This window comes from Kitasatospora sp. NPDC085895 (assembly GCF_040702125.1).
In the GTDB taxonomy this organism is placed as follows: domain Bacteria; phylum Actinomycetota; class Actinomycetes; order Streptomycetales; family Streptomycetaceae; genus Kitasatospora; species Kitasatospora arboriphila.
This window is the reverse complement of record NZ_JBFBJY010000053.1, coordinates 31,477-47,632: the sequence shown is the minus strand read 5'-3', so window position 1 is coordinate 47,632 and position 16,156 is coordinate 31,477. Positions and strand designations below refer to the sequence as shown.

The 16,156-nt window shown below is 74.4% G+C and carries 16 protein-coding genes; 14 read left to right on the top strand and 2 right to left on the bottom strand.

Annotation, left to right across the window (positions count from 1 at the left end; translation table 11 throughout):
- The first annotated feature begins 91 nt into the window (after window positions 1-91).
- From AB0442_RS27835 to AB0442_RS27825, 3 genes are all read left to right on the top strand, one after another.
- Window positions 92-466, top strand: coding sequence for a hypothetical protein (locus tag AB0442_RS27835; RefSeq protein ID WP_363543572.1), 375 nt, complete (start codon window positions 92-94; stop codon window positions 464-466).
- A gap of 44 nt (window positions 467-510) precedes the next feature.
- Window positions 511-840 (top strand): metalloregulator ArsR/SmtB family transcription factor, encoded by a 330-nt coding sequence (locus AB0442_RS27830; RefSeq protein ID WP_344621633.1) that lies wholly within the window; start codon window positions 511-513, stop codon window positions 838-840.
- A 167-nt stretch (window positions 841-1,007) separates the two neighbouring features.
- The gene (locus AB0442_RS27825; RefSeq protein WP_366166193.1) at window positions 1,008-3,371 is read left to right on the top strand and encodes an immune inhibitor A domain-containing protein; all 2,364 of its coding nucleotides are present in this window, start codon (window positions 1,008-1,010) and stop codon (window positions 3,369-3,371) included.
- Window positions 3,372-3,612: 241 nt separating this feature from the next.
- Here the strand turns inward: AB0442_RS27825 and AB0442_RS27820 are convergent, their stop codons facing one another.
- Complete coding sequence (locus AB0442_RS27820; RefSeq protein ID WP_344621631.1) at window positions 3,613-4,239, bottom strand: TetR family transcriptional regulator; 627 nt, start codon at window positions 4,237-4,239, stop codon at window positions 3,613-3,615.
- Window positions 4,240-4,374: 135 nt separating this feature from the next.
- Between AB0442_RS27820 and AB0442_RS27815 the strand changes: the two genes are divergently transcribed.
- From AB0442_RS27815 to AB0442_RS27775, 9 genes are all read left to right on the top strand, one after another.
- Window positions 4,375-5,949, top strand: a complete 1,575-nt coding sequence (locus AB0442_RS27815) for an FAD-dependent monooxygenase (RefSeq protein WP_366166191.1) — start codon at window positions 4,375-4,377, stop codon at window positions 5,947-5,949.
- Between the two features lie 64 nt (window positions 5,950-6,013).
- Window positions 6,014-6,688, top strand: coding sequence for a helix-turn-helix domain-containing protein (locus AB0442_RS27810; protein WP_366166189.1), 675 nt, complete (start codon window positions 6,014-6,016; stop codon window positions 6,686-6,688).
- Entirely contained in the window at window positions 6,685-8,019 is a 1,335-nt protein-coding gene (locus tag AB0442_RS27805; protein ID WP_366166188.1) for an MFS transporter, read from the top strand. The genes AB0442_RS27810 and AB0442_RS27805 overlap by 4 nt, the downstream gene beginning before the upstream one ends.
- Window positions 8,020-8,186: 167 nt before the next feature.
- On the top strand, window positions 8,187-8,570 hold the full coding sequence (locus AB0442_RS27800; RefSeq protein ID WP_030268693.1) for a hypothetical protein: 384 nt from the start codon (window positions 8,187-8,189) through the stop codon (window positions 8,568-8,570).
- Window positions 8,570-9,583 carry a transcriptional regulator gene (locus AB0442_RS27795; protein ID WP_344621626.1) on the top strand — a complete coding sequence of 338 codons (1,014 nt, stop codon included), beginning with the start codon at window positions 8,570-8,572 and terminating at the stop codon, window positions 9,581-9,583. Before AB0442_RS27800 ends, AB0442_RS27795 begins: the two co-directional genes overlap by 1 nt.
- 37 nt (window positions 9,584-9,620) lie before the next feature.
- Entirely contained in the window at window positions 9,621-10,055 is a 435-nt protein-coding gene (locus tag AB0442_RS27790) for a roadblock/LC7 domain-containing protein (RefSeq protein WP_344621625.1), read from the top strand.
- Window positions 10,056-10,113: 58 nt separating this feature from the next.
- Entirely contained in the window at window positions 10,114-10,488 is a 375-nt protein-coding gene (locus tag AB0442_RS27785; protein WP_030268696.1) for a hypothetical protein, read from the top strand.
- A gap of 205 nt (window positions 10,489-10,693) precedes the next feature.
- On the top strand, window positions 10,694-12,154 hold the full coding sequence (locus AB0442_RS27780) for an aminopeptidase P family protein (protein ID WP_366166208.1): 1,461 nt from the start codon (window positions 10,694-10,696) through the stop codon (window positions 12,152-12,154).
- Window positions 12,155-12,386: 232 nt separating this feature from the next.
- Window positions 12,387-13,883: an amino acid permease gene (locus AB0442_RS27775; RefSeq protein ID WP_366166186.1), complete on the top strand. Its 1,497-nt coding sequence runs from the start codon at window positions 12,387-12,389 to the stop codon at window positions 13,881-13,883.
- 22 nt (window positions 13,884-13,905) lie between these two features.
- Here the strand turns inward: AB0442_RS27775 and AB0442_RS27770 are convergent, their stop codons facing one another.
- Window positions 13,906-14,616, bottom strand: a complete 711-nt coding sequence (locus AB0442_RS27770) for a TetR/AcrR family transcriptional regulator (RefSeq protein ID WP_366166184.1) — start codon at window positions 14,614-14,616, stop codon at window positions 13,906-13,908.
- Between the two features lie 120 nt (window positions 14,617-14,736).
- On the opposite strand from AB0442_RS27770, the gene AB0442_RS27765 reads away from it, so the two are divergent.
- The gene (locus AB0442_RS27765; RefSeq protein ID WP_366166182.1) at window positions 14,737-15,546 is read left to right on the top strand and encodes an urea amidolyase associated protein UAAP1; all 810 of its coding nucleotides are present in this window, start codon (window positions 14,737-14,739) and stop codon (window positions 15,544-15,546) included.
- A complete protein-coding gene (locus AB0442_RS27760; protein ID WP_366166181.1) occupies window positions 15,543-16,148 on the top strand; it encodes an urea amidolyase associated protein UAAP2 in 606 nt (201 codons plus the stop codon). Before AB0442_RS27765 ends, AB0442_RS27760 begins: the two co-directional genes overlap by 4 nt.
- Window positions 16,149-16,156: the final 8 nt, after the last annotated feature.

Below are 16,156 nucleotides of genomic sequence, written 5' to 3'. Positions count from 1 at the left end.
GGTCATCCAGCGAAGATTCCCGACCGTCTCCCTACAGTCGTTGCCGAACCCGCCCGAACGGTGCGGGGACCGCGACAGCAGGAGGAAGACGATGGCGAACCCGGAGACCGCGCTCAAGGAGGCCATGACGATCGAGGGCGCGATCGGCGTCGCCCTGGTCGACTACGGCAGCGGCATGGCCCTCGGGACGCTCGGCGACTCCGCCGAGCTCGACCTCAACGTGGCCGCCGCCGGCAACACCGACCTCGTCCGGGCCAAGATGCGGACGATGGAGATGCTCAACCTGCACGACAACGAGATCGAGGACATCCTGATCACGCTCAGCAGCCAGTACCACCTGATCAGGCCGCTCACCACCTCCGGCGGCCGCGGCCTCTTCCTCTACCTGGCGCTCGCCCGTAGCCGCTCCAACCTCGCCATGGCCCGCCACCAGCTGCGGCGGATCGAGGCCAACCTTGAGGTCTGAGCCCACCCGCGGCCGCATCGACCCGGAGCCGGAGAGGGGGCCGCGTGCCCGTACCGCTGTACCAGGCCAAGGCGGAGTTCTTCCGGATGCTCGGCCATCCCGTCCGCATCCGGGTGCTGGAGCTGCTGCAGGCCGGCCCCACGCCCGTCCGTGAGCTGCTCGCGGACATCGACATCGAGCCGTCCAGCCTCTCCCAACAGCTCGGCCAGCTGCGCCGGGCCGGGCTGGTGACGGCCACCCGGGAGGGTTCCACCGTCGTCTACGCACTGGCCGGCGCCGATGTCGCCGACCTGCTCCGCGCGGCCCGCCGCATCCTGACGGAGCTCATCCAGGACCAGGGCGTGCTGCTCGCGGAGCTCAGGGCCTCCGACTGACGGCCCGACGGCCGCGCACACCCCTCCTCTCCCATGCACCTCGACGACCACCGTCCGCCGGGCGGGGGATCGATGACGCACGTTCACACGTCTTCCATGTGACCGATGACATGTGAAATATTACCCGCGCTCATCCGACCACTCCCGCCCGGAAGGACCGGTCCCCGTTGAAGCGCACACCCTCCACGGCCCTCGCGGCCGTGCTCGCCCTCGGCGCCCTCGTCGTCGGCATACCCGGCGCCGCGGCCGCGCCGTTACCCGCAGGTCCGCGGCTCGCCGCCGAAGCCGCCCCCGGGACCGAGGGCCCGCAGCCCGACCCCGTCCCGCAGGAACGCCGGCGCCAGGCCCTGCGCGCCGAGGCGCTGGAACGGCTCAACCGCGGCACCGTCGCCCGCACCCCCGACCACCGTGCACCCTCGAAGGTCCGGATCGGCGACGACTACGTCCAGCTCGGCGTGGAGCGCCGCGACAAGGTCTTCGTGATCCTCGCCCAGTTCGGCGACCAGGTGGACTCCACCAGCCAGTGGAACGGCCAGCCCCGCTACGGCGGCGCCCCCGGCCCGCGCCACAACGCCATCCCCCGGCCCGACGCGAGCGACACCCACACCTTCTGGAAGGCCGACTTCGACCGGGACTACTACCGCCGGATGTTCTTCGACGCGACGCCCGGCGCCAACTCCGTCCGCAACTACTACCGCACCCAGTCCTCCGGCCGGTACGACATCGACGGCACCGTCAGCGACTGGGTGACCGTCCCCTGGAACGAGGCCCGGTACGGCAGCAACAAGGGCCCGCAGGGCAGCGGCGCCTGGACGCAGACCCAGGAGTTCGTCCGGGACGCCGTGAAGGCCTGGTACGACGGCGAGATCGCCAAGGGCCGCACCCCGGCCGACGTGAAGGCCGAACTCGCCCGGTACGACGTCCACGACCGCTACGACCACGACAAGGACGGCGACTTCGACCAGCCTGACGGCTACCTCGACAACGTGATCGTGGTGCACGCCGGCGTCGACGAAACCTGGGGCGGCGGCGCCCAGGGCACCGACGCGCTGTGGGCGCACCGCAGTTGGGCCTTCCCCGACCCGACCGGCAGCACCGGGCCGGCCGGCGACCGGATCGGCGGCGTTCCGGTCGGCGACAGCGGCCTCTACGTCTACGACTACCTGCAGGCTGGCGAGAACAGCGGCGTGGGCCTCTTCTCCCACGAGTACGGCCACAACCTCGGCCTGCCCGACCTCTATCCGCTGACCGGCGGCGACAACTCCGTCAACTTCTGGTCGCTGATGTCCTCCGGCTCCTACCTGGGCACCGGCCGGAAGAACACCACCGGCGAGTACCCGGGCGACCTCGACGCCTGGAGCCGCCTCCAGCTCGGCTGGCTGAACTACGACGAGGCGCAGGCCGCCACCCGCTCCAGCCACGCCCTCGGGGTGAGCGGCTACAACACCGACCAGGCCCAGGCCGTCCTGGTGCACCTGCCGCCGGGCCGCACCACCACCGACCTCGCCGACCCGTACGAGGGCGGCGCCCAGTGGTGGAGCGACACCGGGGACAACCTCGACAGCACGCTCACCCGCACCGTCGACCTCGCCGGCCGGACGGGCCCCGCCGCCCTGGACGCAGCGGCCTGGTACGACCTGGAGCAGGACTACGACTTCCTCACCGTCGAGGCCTCCACCGACGGCGGGAAGACCTGGCGGCCGCTGCCCGGCGCCGTCGACGGCGCACCCGTCCCCGCCACCCCGGCCGGCACCCCCGGCCTCAGCGGCGCTTCCGGCGGCTGGCGGAAGCTGCACGTCCCGCTGGACGGACTCGTCGGCAGCAGCGCGGAGCTGCGCTTCCACACCACCTCGGACTCCAACACGCACGGCAAGGGCGCGCTGGTCGACGCCGTCCGGATCACCGCGGACGGGACCGAACTCCTCGCGGACGGCGCCGAGCACGGCGGCGACCCCGGCTGGACGGCCACCGGCTTCTCCGTCGTGCAGGGCCGCGCGGCGGTGCGCGAGCACCCGCGGGCCTACCTGGTCGAGAACCGGCGGTACGCGGGCTACGGCGCCTACCTGCGGACCGGGCCGTACAACTTCGGGTGGACCGGGGTGGCCGGCAAGGCCGGGGTGATCGACACCTACCCCTACCAGGAGGGCGTGCTGGTCTGGCTCTGGGACACCGCCTACTCCGACAACAACACCAAGGACCACCCCGGCGCCGGGCTGATCCTGCCGGTGGACGCGCACCCGGGCGCGATCCGCTTCAAGGACGGCACCCCCGTGAACGGGCGGGCCCAGACCTACGACGCGGTCTTCTCGCTGAAGGGCACCACCGCCTTCACCCTGCACAAGGCGGGCGAAGCCGTCCGGATCGGCGCCGAGCCGGCCGTCCCGGCCTTCGACGACCACCGCGGGGTCTACACCGACCCGGCGCTGCCCCAGCTCGCGGTCGCCGTCCCGGACACCAACACCCGGATCGAGGTCGTCCGGGAGAGCCAGGGCGGCCGGATCACCACCGTCCGGGTCGGCCCGGCCTCCTGACCACCGCCCCGGACGGCCGCACCCCGGCCCTCCGGCAGCACAGAACCGGAGCACCACGGCACGACCGCACCCCGGCCTGACGGTGCGACAGCACGACCGGCTCACCGGCCCCCGGCGGATCTCCGCCGGGGGCCGGTGGCGTTCCGGCCGGCCGGGGTCGGCTTGTCACCGGGAGGTCGGGAGGCCAGGGTCCGGGGGTCGGTGGCCGGGGGCCGGGGCCGGAGGCCTGCGCGGCCCCGGCTCAGTAGCCGAAGCCGGCCGCGCCGGTGCGCAGCAGCGCGAAGGCGGTGCCGGTGTCCTCGACGGCCCGCCGGTGGGCGTCCGCCTCCGGCACGCCGTCGGAGAGCCGCCGCCAGTTGATGCGGGTGAGGTCCTGCCGGACCGAGACGAACTGGGCGGCGAGCAGCCGGGCCGTCAGCTCGCCCTCGCCGCCGAGGGCCTCGGCGAGCAGCTCCGTGTCACGGGCGATCCAGTCCAGCAGGTGGGAGGAGAGGCTGGGCGTCCCGTAGACCAGCCGGTGGAAGGCGAGGACCTCGGGATCCGCGCAGAGGCCGGTGACCGCGTCCCGGGCGGCGAGCCGGTCGAGCTGGTGGCGCTGGAGGGCGTCCAGCGGGGTCTCCTGCGGGCCGCGGGCGGCGACCACCCGGCCGGACTCGCCGAGGTGGTCGGCGATCCGGTGCAGGACGAGCTCCTCCTTGGTCGGGAAGTAGCGGAACAGGGTGGGCTTGGAGACCTCGGCGGCGGCGGCGATCTCGAGCACCGAGACCCCGTCGAAGCCGTGCGCGAGGAACAGGCCGATCGCCGTGTCGGCGATCGCCTGCCGGGTGCGCTCCTTCTTGAGGGTCCGCAGACCGGGCGGCTCGTTCATGGCAGCGATTCTAACCCGGAGAACTGACTCGGACTCTTTTGTTACCGGGTTGCATTTCTTACCGGGTTGCTGTTCCATGGACGTTGTCCGGGCCTTCCAGAAGCCGAGCCCGGGCCCCAGGGGAGGAGTTCCACCATGTCCAACGCGATGTCCGACGCGATGTCCGACGCCACGCCCACCGCCGCGCCCGGGACCACGCCCGCCACCGCCCGCGAGACGACGTCCGTCCTGATCTCGGGCGCCGGGCCGACCGGCCTGACGCTGGCCTGCCTGCTGGCCCGCCAGGGCGTGGCCGTCCGGGTGGTCGAGCTGGCGCCCGAGCCGCACTCCGGCTCCCGTGGCAAGGCGCTCAACGCCCGCAGCCTGGAGGTGCTCGCCGACCTCGGCCTGGCCGACGCCCTGCTCGCCTCCGGCCGGACCAACCTGCCGTTCCGCCGCTACTTCGAGGGCGCCTTCGTCGCCGAGTCCGACCCGGCGGCGGAGACGCCGGCCACCCCGGCCGCCCCCTACCCCGGCTCGCTCTTCCTGCCGCAGGACAGGGTGGAGGCACTGCTGCGGGGCCGACTGGAGGAGCTCGGCGGATCGGTCGAGTTCGGCACCGAGCTCGCCGGGTTCACCCAGGACGGCGAGCGGGTCACCGCCCGGCTCGCCGACGGACGGGAGATCGAGGCCCGGTACCTGGTCGGCTGCGACGGCGGGCGCAGCACCGTCCGCAAGCGGCTGGCCATCCCCTTCACCGGCGACAGCGAGCCGGAGCCGGCCATGGTGGTGGGTGACCTGGAGATCGGCGGCCTGGAGCCCACGGCGTGGCACCAGTGGTTCGGCCCGCAGGGCGCGCTGCTGCTCTGCCCGTTCGGCGACGAGGACGGCCGGTGGCAGGTGCAGGCCACCCCCGAGACCGGCCCCGACGGCACGGCGCTCGCCCCCTCGCTGGAGGGGTTCCGCCGGATCGTCGCCGAGCACACCGGCGACGAGTCCATCGAGGTTCGCGGGGCCGGCTGGCTCTCCAGCTGGCGGGTCAACGTGCGGGTGGCGGAGCAGTACCGGGTCGGCCGGGTGCTGCTCGCCGGCGACGCCGCGCACGTCCACCCGACGGCGGGCGGGCTCGGGATGAACACCGGCATCCAGGACGCGTGGAACCTCGGCTGGAAGCTGGGCCACGTCCTGACCGACCTCGCCCGGCCGGCCCTGCTCGACACCTACGAGGAGGAGCGACAGCCGATCGCCGCCTGGACCTTGCGGACCTCCACCGCCGGGATGGCGGCGGTGGCGGAGGGCGCCCGCACGCCGGGCGTCGGCCTGGAGGCCGTCCGGGTCGACGACCTCACCGGCCTCTCGCTGGGGTACCGCTGGAGCCCGCTCGCGGAGGACGGGCTCGGCACGTCCCTACAGGCCGGCGACCGTGCACCGGACGCCCCCCTCGCCGACGCCGAGGGCCGCCCGATACGACTCCTGGAGACGTTCGTGGGCGACCGGTTCACCCTGCTCGCCTTCGGCCACCAGCCCTCCGCCGACCTGCCCGGACACGTCCGCACGGTGACGGTGGACGCGGACGACCCGGCCGGGCTGCGGGACACCGACGGGCACGCCCGGCGGGCCTACGGCATCGAAGGCGCGGCGCTGGTGCTGGTCCGGCCGGACAACTACGTGGCATTCACCGCACGCCAGGGCGAGGAGCAGGCCGTCCTCGACTACCTGGGACGCCTGTGAGGCACCGCCCGCCAGGAGCCCGGGCTACTTGTAAAGACTTCTTTCTAAAGATAGCTTTAGAAGCATGACCGAGGAGTACCCGGCACCGGACGTGCCACCCACCGTGCAGCTCAGCGACCCTCGGGCGCTGAAGGCGTACGCCCACCCCACCCGGATGGCGCTGGTCGGGCTGCTCCGCCGCGAGGGCCCGCTCACCGCCACCCGCGCCGCCGAGCTGATCGGCGAGTCCGTCGCCAGCTGCTCCTTCCACCTCCGCCAGCTCGCCAAGTACGGGCTGGTGGAGGAGGCGGGCGGCGGGCGCGGCCGGGAGAAGCCGTGGCGGGCCACCGCCCTGTTCACGAGCTGGGACACCGCCGCCGCGGACCCGGCCGCCGCCCGGGCGGCCGGTGCCCTCCAGCGCACGGTGGTCGAGCGGTACGCCGCCCTCGCCCTCCGCTGGCTGGAGGCCCAGCCGGAGGAGGAACCGGCCTGGCGCAACGCCGCCGGAATCGGCGACACCCTGCTGCACCTCACCGCCGAGGAGCTCACCGAACTCGGCGCCCGGATGGACGAGCTGGCCCGCCCCTACCTGGACCGCCTCGGCGCCGGGGCCGACCGTCCGGCCGGCAGCCGCCCGGTGCTGGTCGTCCGGATGGCACTCCCGGTCGACCTGCCGGCCCCCGGCGGCCAACCCCCCGCACCCGACCGCCCGCGCCATTCCGACCACCCGCAGGGCCCCACCGAGGAGGAGGTACGGTGACCGCCACGACCGAGCCCACCGGCACGCACCCCTCCGCGCCGCCCGCCGGCCCCGACCGGCCCAGCCACTCCGACCGCCGCGGACGGCGGCTGATACCCGCCCTCCTCCGGATCACCGAGTTCCGCCGGTACTGGACGGGTCAGACCATCTCGGCCGTCGGCGACCAGATCACCACCATCGTGCTGCCGCTGGTCGCCGTCAGTACGCTGCACGCCGACGCCGGCCGGATGGGCCTGCTCACCGCCGCCGGCTGGCTGCCCAGCCTGCTCTTCGCCCTGCACGCCGGCACCTGGGCGGACGGCCGCTCCGACCGCCGCCGGGTGATGATCGTCGCCGACATCGCCCGGGCGGTGCTGCTGCTCACCGTGCCGCTCGCCTTCCTGCTGGGCGTCCTGACGCTCACCCAGCTGTTCGTGGTGGCCTTCGCGATGGGCGCCTTCGCCGTGCTGTTCGACGTCTGCAACGCGCCGCTGTTCGTGGCGGTCGTCCCGGACGGGCGCTACGTCGAGGGCAATTCGCTGGTCAACGGCAGTCGGGCGATGTCCTCGGCGGCCGGGCCCGGTCTCGGCGGCGGCCTGGTGCAACTGCTCGCGGCGCCGCTGGCGCTGGTCGCCGACGCACTGTCCTTCCTCGCCTCCGCGGTCGCCCTCGGCAGCATCCGGCCGGCCGAGCCGCCCGCCGAACCCAAGGCCCGCGGCCGCATCTCGGCCGGGCTGAAGTTCATCACCACCACCCCGATCATGCGGGCCGCGCTGCTGGGGACGGCGACGGTGAACCTCTTCACCTTCATGATCGCCGCACTGTTCGTGCTGTACGCGACGACCGAACTCGGCCTGTCCGCGGGCCTGCTCGGCGCCGTCCTCAGCGCGGGCGCGCTCGGCGGGCTGATCGGCGCCACGGTGACCGCCCGGATCAGCCGCCGGATCGGCATCGGCCGGGCCGTGGTGCTCGGGCTGATCGCCTACCCGGCGCCGCTGCTGCTCGTCCCCGCTGCGCGCGGCGGCACCCTGCCGGTGGTCGCGCTGCTGCTGGCCGCGGTCTTCGGCTCGGGCATCGGCGTGATGCTCCTCGATATCACAGTCGGCTCGCTCTTCGCGGCAGTAATCCCGGATCGGCTCCGATCCCGGGTCTCCGGCGCCTATCAGGCGGTCAACTACGGCATCCGTCCGCTAGGTTCCCTTCTGGGAGGGGTGCTCGGCAGCACGCTCGGCCTGCGGCCGGCGCTCTGGGTCGCCGCCATCGGCGCGCTCACCTCGTTCCTCTGGCTGCTGCCGTCGCCGATCCCCGGCCTCCGCGACCTGCCCGACGCGCAGGAGGAGAAGGGACTCTGACCCCTCGTCAGGGAAAACCCCGGGAGTCGGGCATATGCCCGAGGAAAGTGCCGGAACCCTCCCCCGCACCGTCCACGGCGCGGTAGCGTTACGCCCCGTTGGGGCTACAGCCAGTAAGGGCGTGGCCACGGACGCGTCACGGGGGCGCTGAGGAGGGGTGCACACCATTGCCGGGGATCGACGACTGCCTGATCGAGGCGATGACCATCACCGGGGCTCTCGGTGCCAGCCTGGTCGACTGGACCAGCGGCCTCGCCCTCGGCGCCGCCGGCGCCGGCCCCGGCGGTGACCACGACGCCGGGGCGGCCGACGCCACGGAGGTGGCCAGGGCCATCACCCAGACCTCGTCCTTCGCCGACCCCGCCGCGAGAACCGCCCCGGCCGAGGACGTCATCGTCACCTCGGCGGGCACGTACCACCTGATCCGCTTCGTGGAGACGGCGTTCGACAGCAGCGTCTTCCTCTACCTGCGCCTCGACCGGGCCACCGCCAACCTCGCCATGGCCCGGTTGCGGCTCGCCACCATCGCCGACGGACTGGTGCTCGCCTGATGCAGCCGACCCTGCAGCCGATGCTGCCACCGGCCCCCCTGCCGGTCGTCCACCGCCCCACGACCAGGCTGCCCCGCAGGCACCGCTCGGGCTTCGCCCCGGCCACCGTCTTCGAGGCCGCCCTCACCGACCTCGCCGCCGACCGGGCCACCGGCGCCCTGCACGGCTCCGCCGGCACCGTCCACCTGGTCGACGGCGAGGTGGTGCACGCCGAGAGCCCGGCCACCCCGGACGTCGGCACCCTGCTCACCTCGGCCGGCCGGCTGTCCGCCCGCACCTGGGCGGACGCGATGGCCGCGACCCGTGGAACCGGCAACGCGGCCGAGCACCTGGTCGCCGCCGGTGCGATCGGCCGCGGCGAACTGGAGCTCTGCCACCTCACCGCCGTCCTGGACGCGGCGTTCTTCGCGCTGCCGCAGAACGACGGCCCGATCGGCTTCCTGCCCGGGGTGCGGCCCGGGCTGACCCTGGTCCGGCCGCTCGACGCCGGCGAGCTGCGCCTCGCGGTCGGCCGGCGGCGGGCGCTGCTGGACCGCACCCACCCGGCCGCGGGCCTGGACGTCTCCCCCGTCCGCGCCCGCACCGAACCGGCGACCCCCGACCGCAGGGCCGCCGCCTGCAGCGGCCGGCGGCGGGCGGTGCTCGCCGCAGCCGACGGGTACCGCACACCCGCCCAGATCGCCCGGCTGCTCGGCCGGTCCGCCTACACCACCCTGCTCGACATCCGGCACCTGGCGGCCGTCGGGCTCGTCGAGACCCCGGCGGTGAGGGACGGGCCCGCGCCGGTCGCCGCGGTCGGCCCGGCCGTCGCAGCCGGACCGGCCACCGGCCCGGTGGCCGCACCCGTCCCGTCGCCCGCACCGGTACGGCCGGGCGGAGTGCCACCGCAGGCCGGGCCGCCCCCGGCCCACCCGGAGGTACTGCTGCCGTCGCCGGCGCTGCACGACTTCCCGCCAGATCCGGAGATCGCCCTGCTGCTCCGGATCCGAGCCGCCCTGGAGGCCCGACTGTGAGCGTCCCACCCGCCCGTACGCCGTTCCGGGCCGCGTCATGAAGCGCGCCCTGCGCCAGTTCACGGCGAAGCGGACACCGGCCCTGCCAGAGCCGGAGGTGCTCAACGAACTGCGCGGGCTGCGCGCCACCGTGCCGCACCTGACCGGCGGGCTGGTCGCCACCACCGACGGGCTGGTGGTCGCGCACGACACCAACGGCCTGGAACCGGAGGGCCTGGCGGCGCTGACCGCGGCCGCCCTCGGCGTCGGTTCCCGGTTGATCGAGGCGAGCGGCCAGGGCGGTTTCCGCGAGCTGCTCACCCGGGGCGAACACGGCTACACGGCGACCTACGCGGCCGGCGGCTACGTCGTGCTGACGCTGTTCGCCGGGCCGGACGCCAATGTCGGCCGACTGCACTTCGAGGCCCGCCGGGCCGGCGGCCGGATCGCCGCGATCGCCGACGCGGCCCTGGAGCGCCAGGACCGCCCCTGACCACGTTTGACCGAGCATCACCGACACACCGTCGATCCACCTCCTGGAAGGAACCACCATGGCCAGCACGGAGCACGCACTCAAGGACGCGATGAGCTCGATCGAGGGCGCCATCGGCGTTGCCCTCGTCGACTACAACAGCGGCATGGCCCTCGGCACCATCGGCGGCGGCCCGGAGCTCGACCTGAACGTCGCCGCGGCCGGCAACACCGACGTGGTCCGGGCCAAGGTCCGGGCGATCGAGATGCTGAACCTCAAGGAGGCGATCGAGGACATCCTGATCACCCTGTCGTCGCAGTACCACCTGATCCGGCCGCTCACCAGCCGCTCCGGGAAGGGTCTGTTCCTCTACCTCGCCATCGACAAGCAGCGTTCCAACCTGGCGATGGCCCGCCATCAGCTCAAGCGCATCGAGGCCGAGCTGGAGGTCTGACAGCAGCACAACGGGCAGCGGGCCGGGGGTGATCCCCCGGCCCGCCGGTGCGTCCGGCGAAAGTGGCGGGGCCGACCCCTGGCCGATACTGAGGTGTCACACATAACATGGCAATGTGAAATTGCACATGCCCTGAGGCCACCCACCCCGCGCCCCGAAGGAGAGCCAGCCCGCCGTGACCACCGACGCCGTGAAAGCCGACGCCGTGACCACCGACGCCGCGAGCACGCCCGCCGTCCCCGCCCCGCCGAACACCGGCAGCCACGACCTTCCCGTCTCCCTCGCCCTGGACGCCTTCATGGGCACCGCCTGGGCACCCAGCCCGTTGCCCGCCTCGGAGCGGGTCGCCGCCCACGGGGTGACGCCGGCCCGCCGCGCCGCCCTGGCCGCGGCCTTCCCCGGCGAGCGCCTGGTGGTGCCCGCCGGGCAGCTGAAGGTCCGCAGCAACGACTGCGACTTCCGCTTCCGGCCGCACAGCGCGTACGCCTGGCTCACCGGGCTCACCGGCGAGGAGCAGGTGGGCCACGTGCTGGTGATCGAGCCGGACGGCGAGGCGGTGCTGCACGTCCGACCGCGTTCGCCGCGCGGCGGCGGCTCCGAGTTCTACCGGGACCGCCGCTACGGCGAGTTCTGGGTCGGGCGGCGGCCGGACCTCGACGAGACCGAGCAGCTGACCGGCATCCGCACCGTCCACCTGGACGCGCTCGCGAAGTCCGTCGGCCCCGGGGCCCGGGTGCTGGCCGGGGTGGACCCGGCGGTGGACGCGCTGACCGGCCGTCCGGCCGCGGCCCGCACGGCCGGGGACGACCGGCTCGCCGCCGTGCTGTCCGAGCTGCGCCTGGTGAAGGACGCCTGGGAGGTCGGCCAGCTCCAGCTCGCGGTGGACCACACCACGGCCGGCTTCGAGGACGTCGTCCGCGCACTGCCCGAGGCCCTGCGGCACCACCGCGGCGAGCGCTGGCTGGAGGGCACCTTCGAGCGGCGGGCCCGGCTGGAGGGCAACGGCACCGGGTACGAGACGATCGTCGCCTCGGGCGCGCACGCCTGCGTGCTGCACTGGATCCGCAACGACGGGCCGCTCGACCCGTCGCGGCTGCTGCTGCTCGACGCCGGTGTGGAGACCGACAGCCTCTACACCGCGGACATCACCCGCACCCTGCCGCTGAGCGGCCGGTTCACCAGCGCCCAGCGGGACGTCTACGAGCTGGTGCTGGCCGCGCAGGAGGCCGGCATCGCGGCCGTCCGGCCGGGCGCGAGCTTCCGCGACTTCCACCGGGCGGCGATGACGGTGATCGCCGAGGGGCTGGCGGAGTGGGGCGTGCTGAAGGTGTCCGCCGAGGAGTCGCTGCGGGCCGAGAGCGGGCTGCACCGCCGGTACACGCTGTGCAGCAGTGGCCACATGCTGGGCCTGGACGTGCACGACTGCGGCCGGGCGCGCGCCGAGACCTATCTGGACGGCCGGCTGGAGGAGGGCCACGTGCTCACCGTCGAGCCGGGCCTCTACCTGCAGCCGGACGACGAGACCCTGCCGCCGGAGCTGCGCGGCATCGGCATCCGGATCGAGGACGACCTGGTGGTCACCGCGGACGGCGCCCGGCTGATGTCGGCGGCGCTGCCGCGCACGGTCGCGGGCATCGAGGAGTGGATGGGCACCCTGGCGGGCTGACGGGCCGGCGGTTCCGGCCCCGGGCGGGGCGCCGGTCCTCGGCGCCCCGCCCGATCCGGCCCTCGCACCGCGGCGGCACCGCCGCCGAGCCCGCCCGACGGCGTCACGGACACCGTCCCGACTCCGGTGAGCACACGGCAACCTCGCGGCAACAGGCGGGCAACGCACGGGAATCCGACCGGCCCTAATTTCTGTCACCCGACAGAAAACGCCTGCGGAAGGCCGGTGCCCCATGACCACCAGCACGTCGCTCGCTCCCGCCGGTGCCACCGGTCCGCCGTCCGCCGGCGCGCTCCCCTACCCACAGCAACTCCACCGCACCATCGGCCGGTTCGGCTCCTTCGCGGCCGGCTTCTCGTTCATCTCGGTGCTGACCACGGTCTTCCAGCTCTTCGCCTTCGGCTACGGCGCGGCCGGCCCGGCCTTCGTCTGGACCTGGCCGGCGGTGCTCGCCGGCCAACTGGCGGTGGCCGCCTGCTTCGCCGAACTCGCGGCCCGCCACCCGATCTCCGGAGCGATCTACCAGTGGGCGACCCGGCTGGCGAACCCGCTGTACGGCTGGTTCACCGGCTGGCTGATGGTGCTCGGCCAGGTGGTCGTGGTCACCGCCGCGGCGCTCGCCCTGCAGGTGGTGCTGCCGGCGCTGTGGCCGGGGTTCCAGCTGGTCGGCGGCGACCCCTCGCCGACCACCGCGAGCGGCGCGGCCAACGCGGTGCTGCTGGGCACCGCGCTGATCGCCCTGACCACCCTGGTGAACGCGGTGGACAACCGGGTGCTGTCGCTGGTCAACGGCGTCGGGGTGACGGCCGAACTCGCCGGCATCGCACTGATCCTGGTGCTGTTGTTCACCCACACCGAGCAGCCGGTGGGCGCGGTGCTGCACACCGCGCCGACCGGCGGCGGCGCCTGGACGCTGCTGGTCGGGGCGTTCACCGCGGCGTACGTGATGATCGGCTTCGACAGCGCCGGCGAGCTCTCCGAGGAGACGGTCGCCCCGCGCCGCACCGCGCCGCGGACCATCCTCACCGCACTGGCCGCCGCCGGGGTCAGCGGCGGCCTGCTGCTGCTCGGCGGCGTGCTGGCCGCCCCCAGCCTGACCGACGGCCGGCTCGCCACCGAGGGGCTCTCGTACGTGCTGACCAGCAGTCTCGGCGACGGGCTGGGCCGGGTGCTGCTGGCCGACGTGGCGGTCGCGGTCTGCGTCGGCACCCTCGCGATGCAGACCGCCGGCACCCGGATGGTCTTCTCGATGGCCCGGGACGGCGCCCTGCCCGGCGCCCGCCGGCTGGCCGAGGTCGCACCCGCCAGCGGCATGCCCCGGTGGGCGGCGCTCGCCGTGGGCGTCCCGGCGGTGGCCTTCCTGCTGCTGAACCTGGCCTCGCCGGCCGCCTTCCTGGCGCTCTCGGCGACCTGCATCGTGCTGGTCTACGCCGCGTACGCGCTGGTGGTCGGCGCGATGCTGGTCCGCCGGGTGCGCCGGCTGCCGCTCGGCGAGGGCGGGCCGGACGCGGACGAGACCGGCCGGCCGCTGTTCACGCTCGGCCGCTGGGGGCTGCCGGTGAACGTGCTCGCCCTGCTGTACGGGGTGGCGATGACGGTCAACCTGGCCTGGCCGCGCGCCTCGGTGTACGACCCGGACGGCGGCCACTGGTACCTGCGGTGGTTCGCGGTGCTGGTGCTCGTCGGCGCGGTCGCGGCGGGTGCCGCCTACCGGCTGCGCCGCCGCTGACGGCGGCGCAGCGGACCCGCGCTCACAGGAGCCGCTCGCCCTCCCGGCGGGCGGCTTCCGCGCGCTCCGGGCCGCAGCCGGCGAAGCGCAGCGCGGCGTCCGCGACGGCCCGGGCCACCGGCTTGGCCGAGCGGCCGCCGCGCTCCCGGGCCACCGCCACCCCGCCCTCCACCAGGCCGAACAGCAGGTCGGTGCGCAGCGCCGCGTCCGTGCCGGGGTCGAGCAGGGCGAGCAGCCGCCCGTACGCCGCCTTCAGTGCCTCGCGGGCGCCGCGGAAGCCGGCGAACCGCTCGCCGCGGACCTCGGGCAGCTGGTAGAGCGCGCCGAGGTTGTAGAGGCCGCCGAAGAGCAGTTCGCAGTCGCGGGCGGCCAGCGCCCACAACCGGGGCGCGGGGTCGGCGTCCGGGTCGGCGAGCAGCGCGGTGGCGAAGGCCAGCGAGGGTTCGACGGTGCTCTCCAGCAGGGTGGCGAGGATGTCCTCCTTGCCCGCGAAGTAGTGGTACATCGAGGCCTGCCGCATCCCGGCGCGTTCGGCAACGGCGCGGGTGGTGGTGGCGGCGTAGCCGTTGCGGGTGAAGAGTTCGGCGGCCGCGGCGAGCACCTGTTCGCGCGGGGGGAGGCCGCTCGCCGAGGGGCCCTGGGCGCGCGGCCGGCCGACGCGGCCCGTGCCGGGGGTGGTGACGGTGCGGGCGGCGCGGACATGCGGGGCGGTCGGGCGGCTGGTGGCGGACACCCGGCGATCCTCGCACACCGGCGCCCCTCACCGCGGCCGCCGGCCCTGGTGAGGGGACGGTAACTCCCGTGTTACGCACGGGCAATGGCGGTGAAGCCGGGCCTCCCTAATTTCTGTCGCATGACAGAAATCCACGAGGCCGAGGCCGGCACCGCCACCACCACGGCCGCCCGCGCCCACGCCAGGTCCCAGGCGGGCACGGTCGTCGACTGCATGCCGCTGCTGCCGCCCCCGCCGGGCACCCTGTGGTCCGAGACCGTCGCCGCCGGCGGCTACACCCACCTCGTCCTCCCGGCCGGCACGGTGGTCACCCTCACCGACCGGGACGGCGACGCCTGCGCCCACCTCCTGCTGTACGTCACCGGGCGGCCGTGGGAGCGGCTGAACGCGGCCGACACCGTCAAGGTGCAGTGGAACGCCTACCTCACCGAGGGCAGCCAGCTGCTCTCCGACCAGGGCCGGGTGCTCGCCACCCTGGTCGAGGACACCTCCGGCCGGCACGACGCGCTGGCCGGCACCTCCACCGCCGCCCGCAACACCGCCCGCTACGGCGACGGCGCCGCGCACGGCCCCTCCCCCGCGGGCCGCGAGCTGCTCACCCTGGCCGCCGCCAAGCACGGCCTGACCCGGCGCGACCTGCCCGCCCCGGTCTCCTTCTTCCGGGGCGTGACCGTCGCCGCGGACGGCACCCTGCACCCGACCGGCTCGGCCGGCCCCGGCGCCCGGGTCGTCCTGCGCCTGGAGCAGCACACCACCCTGCTGCTCGCCAACACCGCCCACCCGCTGGACCCGCGTCCGGCCTGGCACTGCTCGCCGCTGCAGGTCACCGCCGTGCCCGGCGGGGTGACCGGCCCCGGCGACCCGCACTGGGACGCCACGCCCGAACGCCACCGCGCCCACCTCAACACCGCCGCCCTGGGGGCCCGATGACCGTCCTGCTCGACACCGAGGTGCCCGCCCGCGGCGCCTGGTCAGCCGTCGTCCGCCGCGGACAACTGCTCACCGTCACCGACCTGCACGGCAACCAGGCCGTGGACTGCCTGGTCTACGACGCCCACGACCCGTCCGTCCGCTACAGCGCCGCCGACACCCTGCAGGCGCAGGGCTCGGTCTTCGTCGACAAGGGCACCGTGCTGCTCTCCACCGAGCACACCCCGCTGATGACGGTGGTCGAGGACGACTGCGGCCGGCACGACACCATCGCCGGGGCCTGCTCCAAGGAGTCCAACACCCTGCGATACGGCCACCACACCTGGTCGCAGCACGCCTGCGTGGAGAACTTCCTCGCCGAGGGCGCCCGGCACGGCCTCGGCAAGCGCGACCTGGTCTCCAACATCAACTGGTACATGAACGTGCCGGTCGAGGCGGACGGCACCCTCGGCATCGTCGACGGCCTCTCCGCCCCGGGCCTGCGGGTCGTGCTGCGGGCCGAGACGGACGTCCTGGTGCTGGTCTCCAACTGCCCGCAGATCAACAACCCGTGCAACGGCTTCGACCCGACGCCCGTCCGCATGACGATCACCGAGGACTGAGCGGGAAC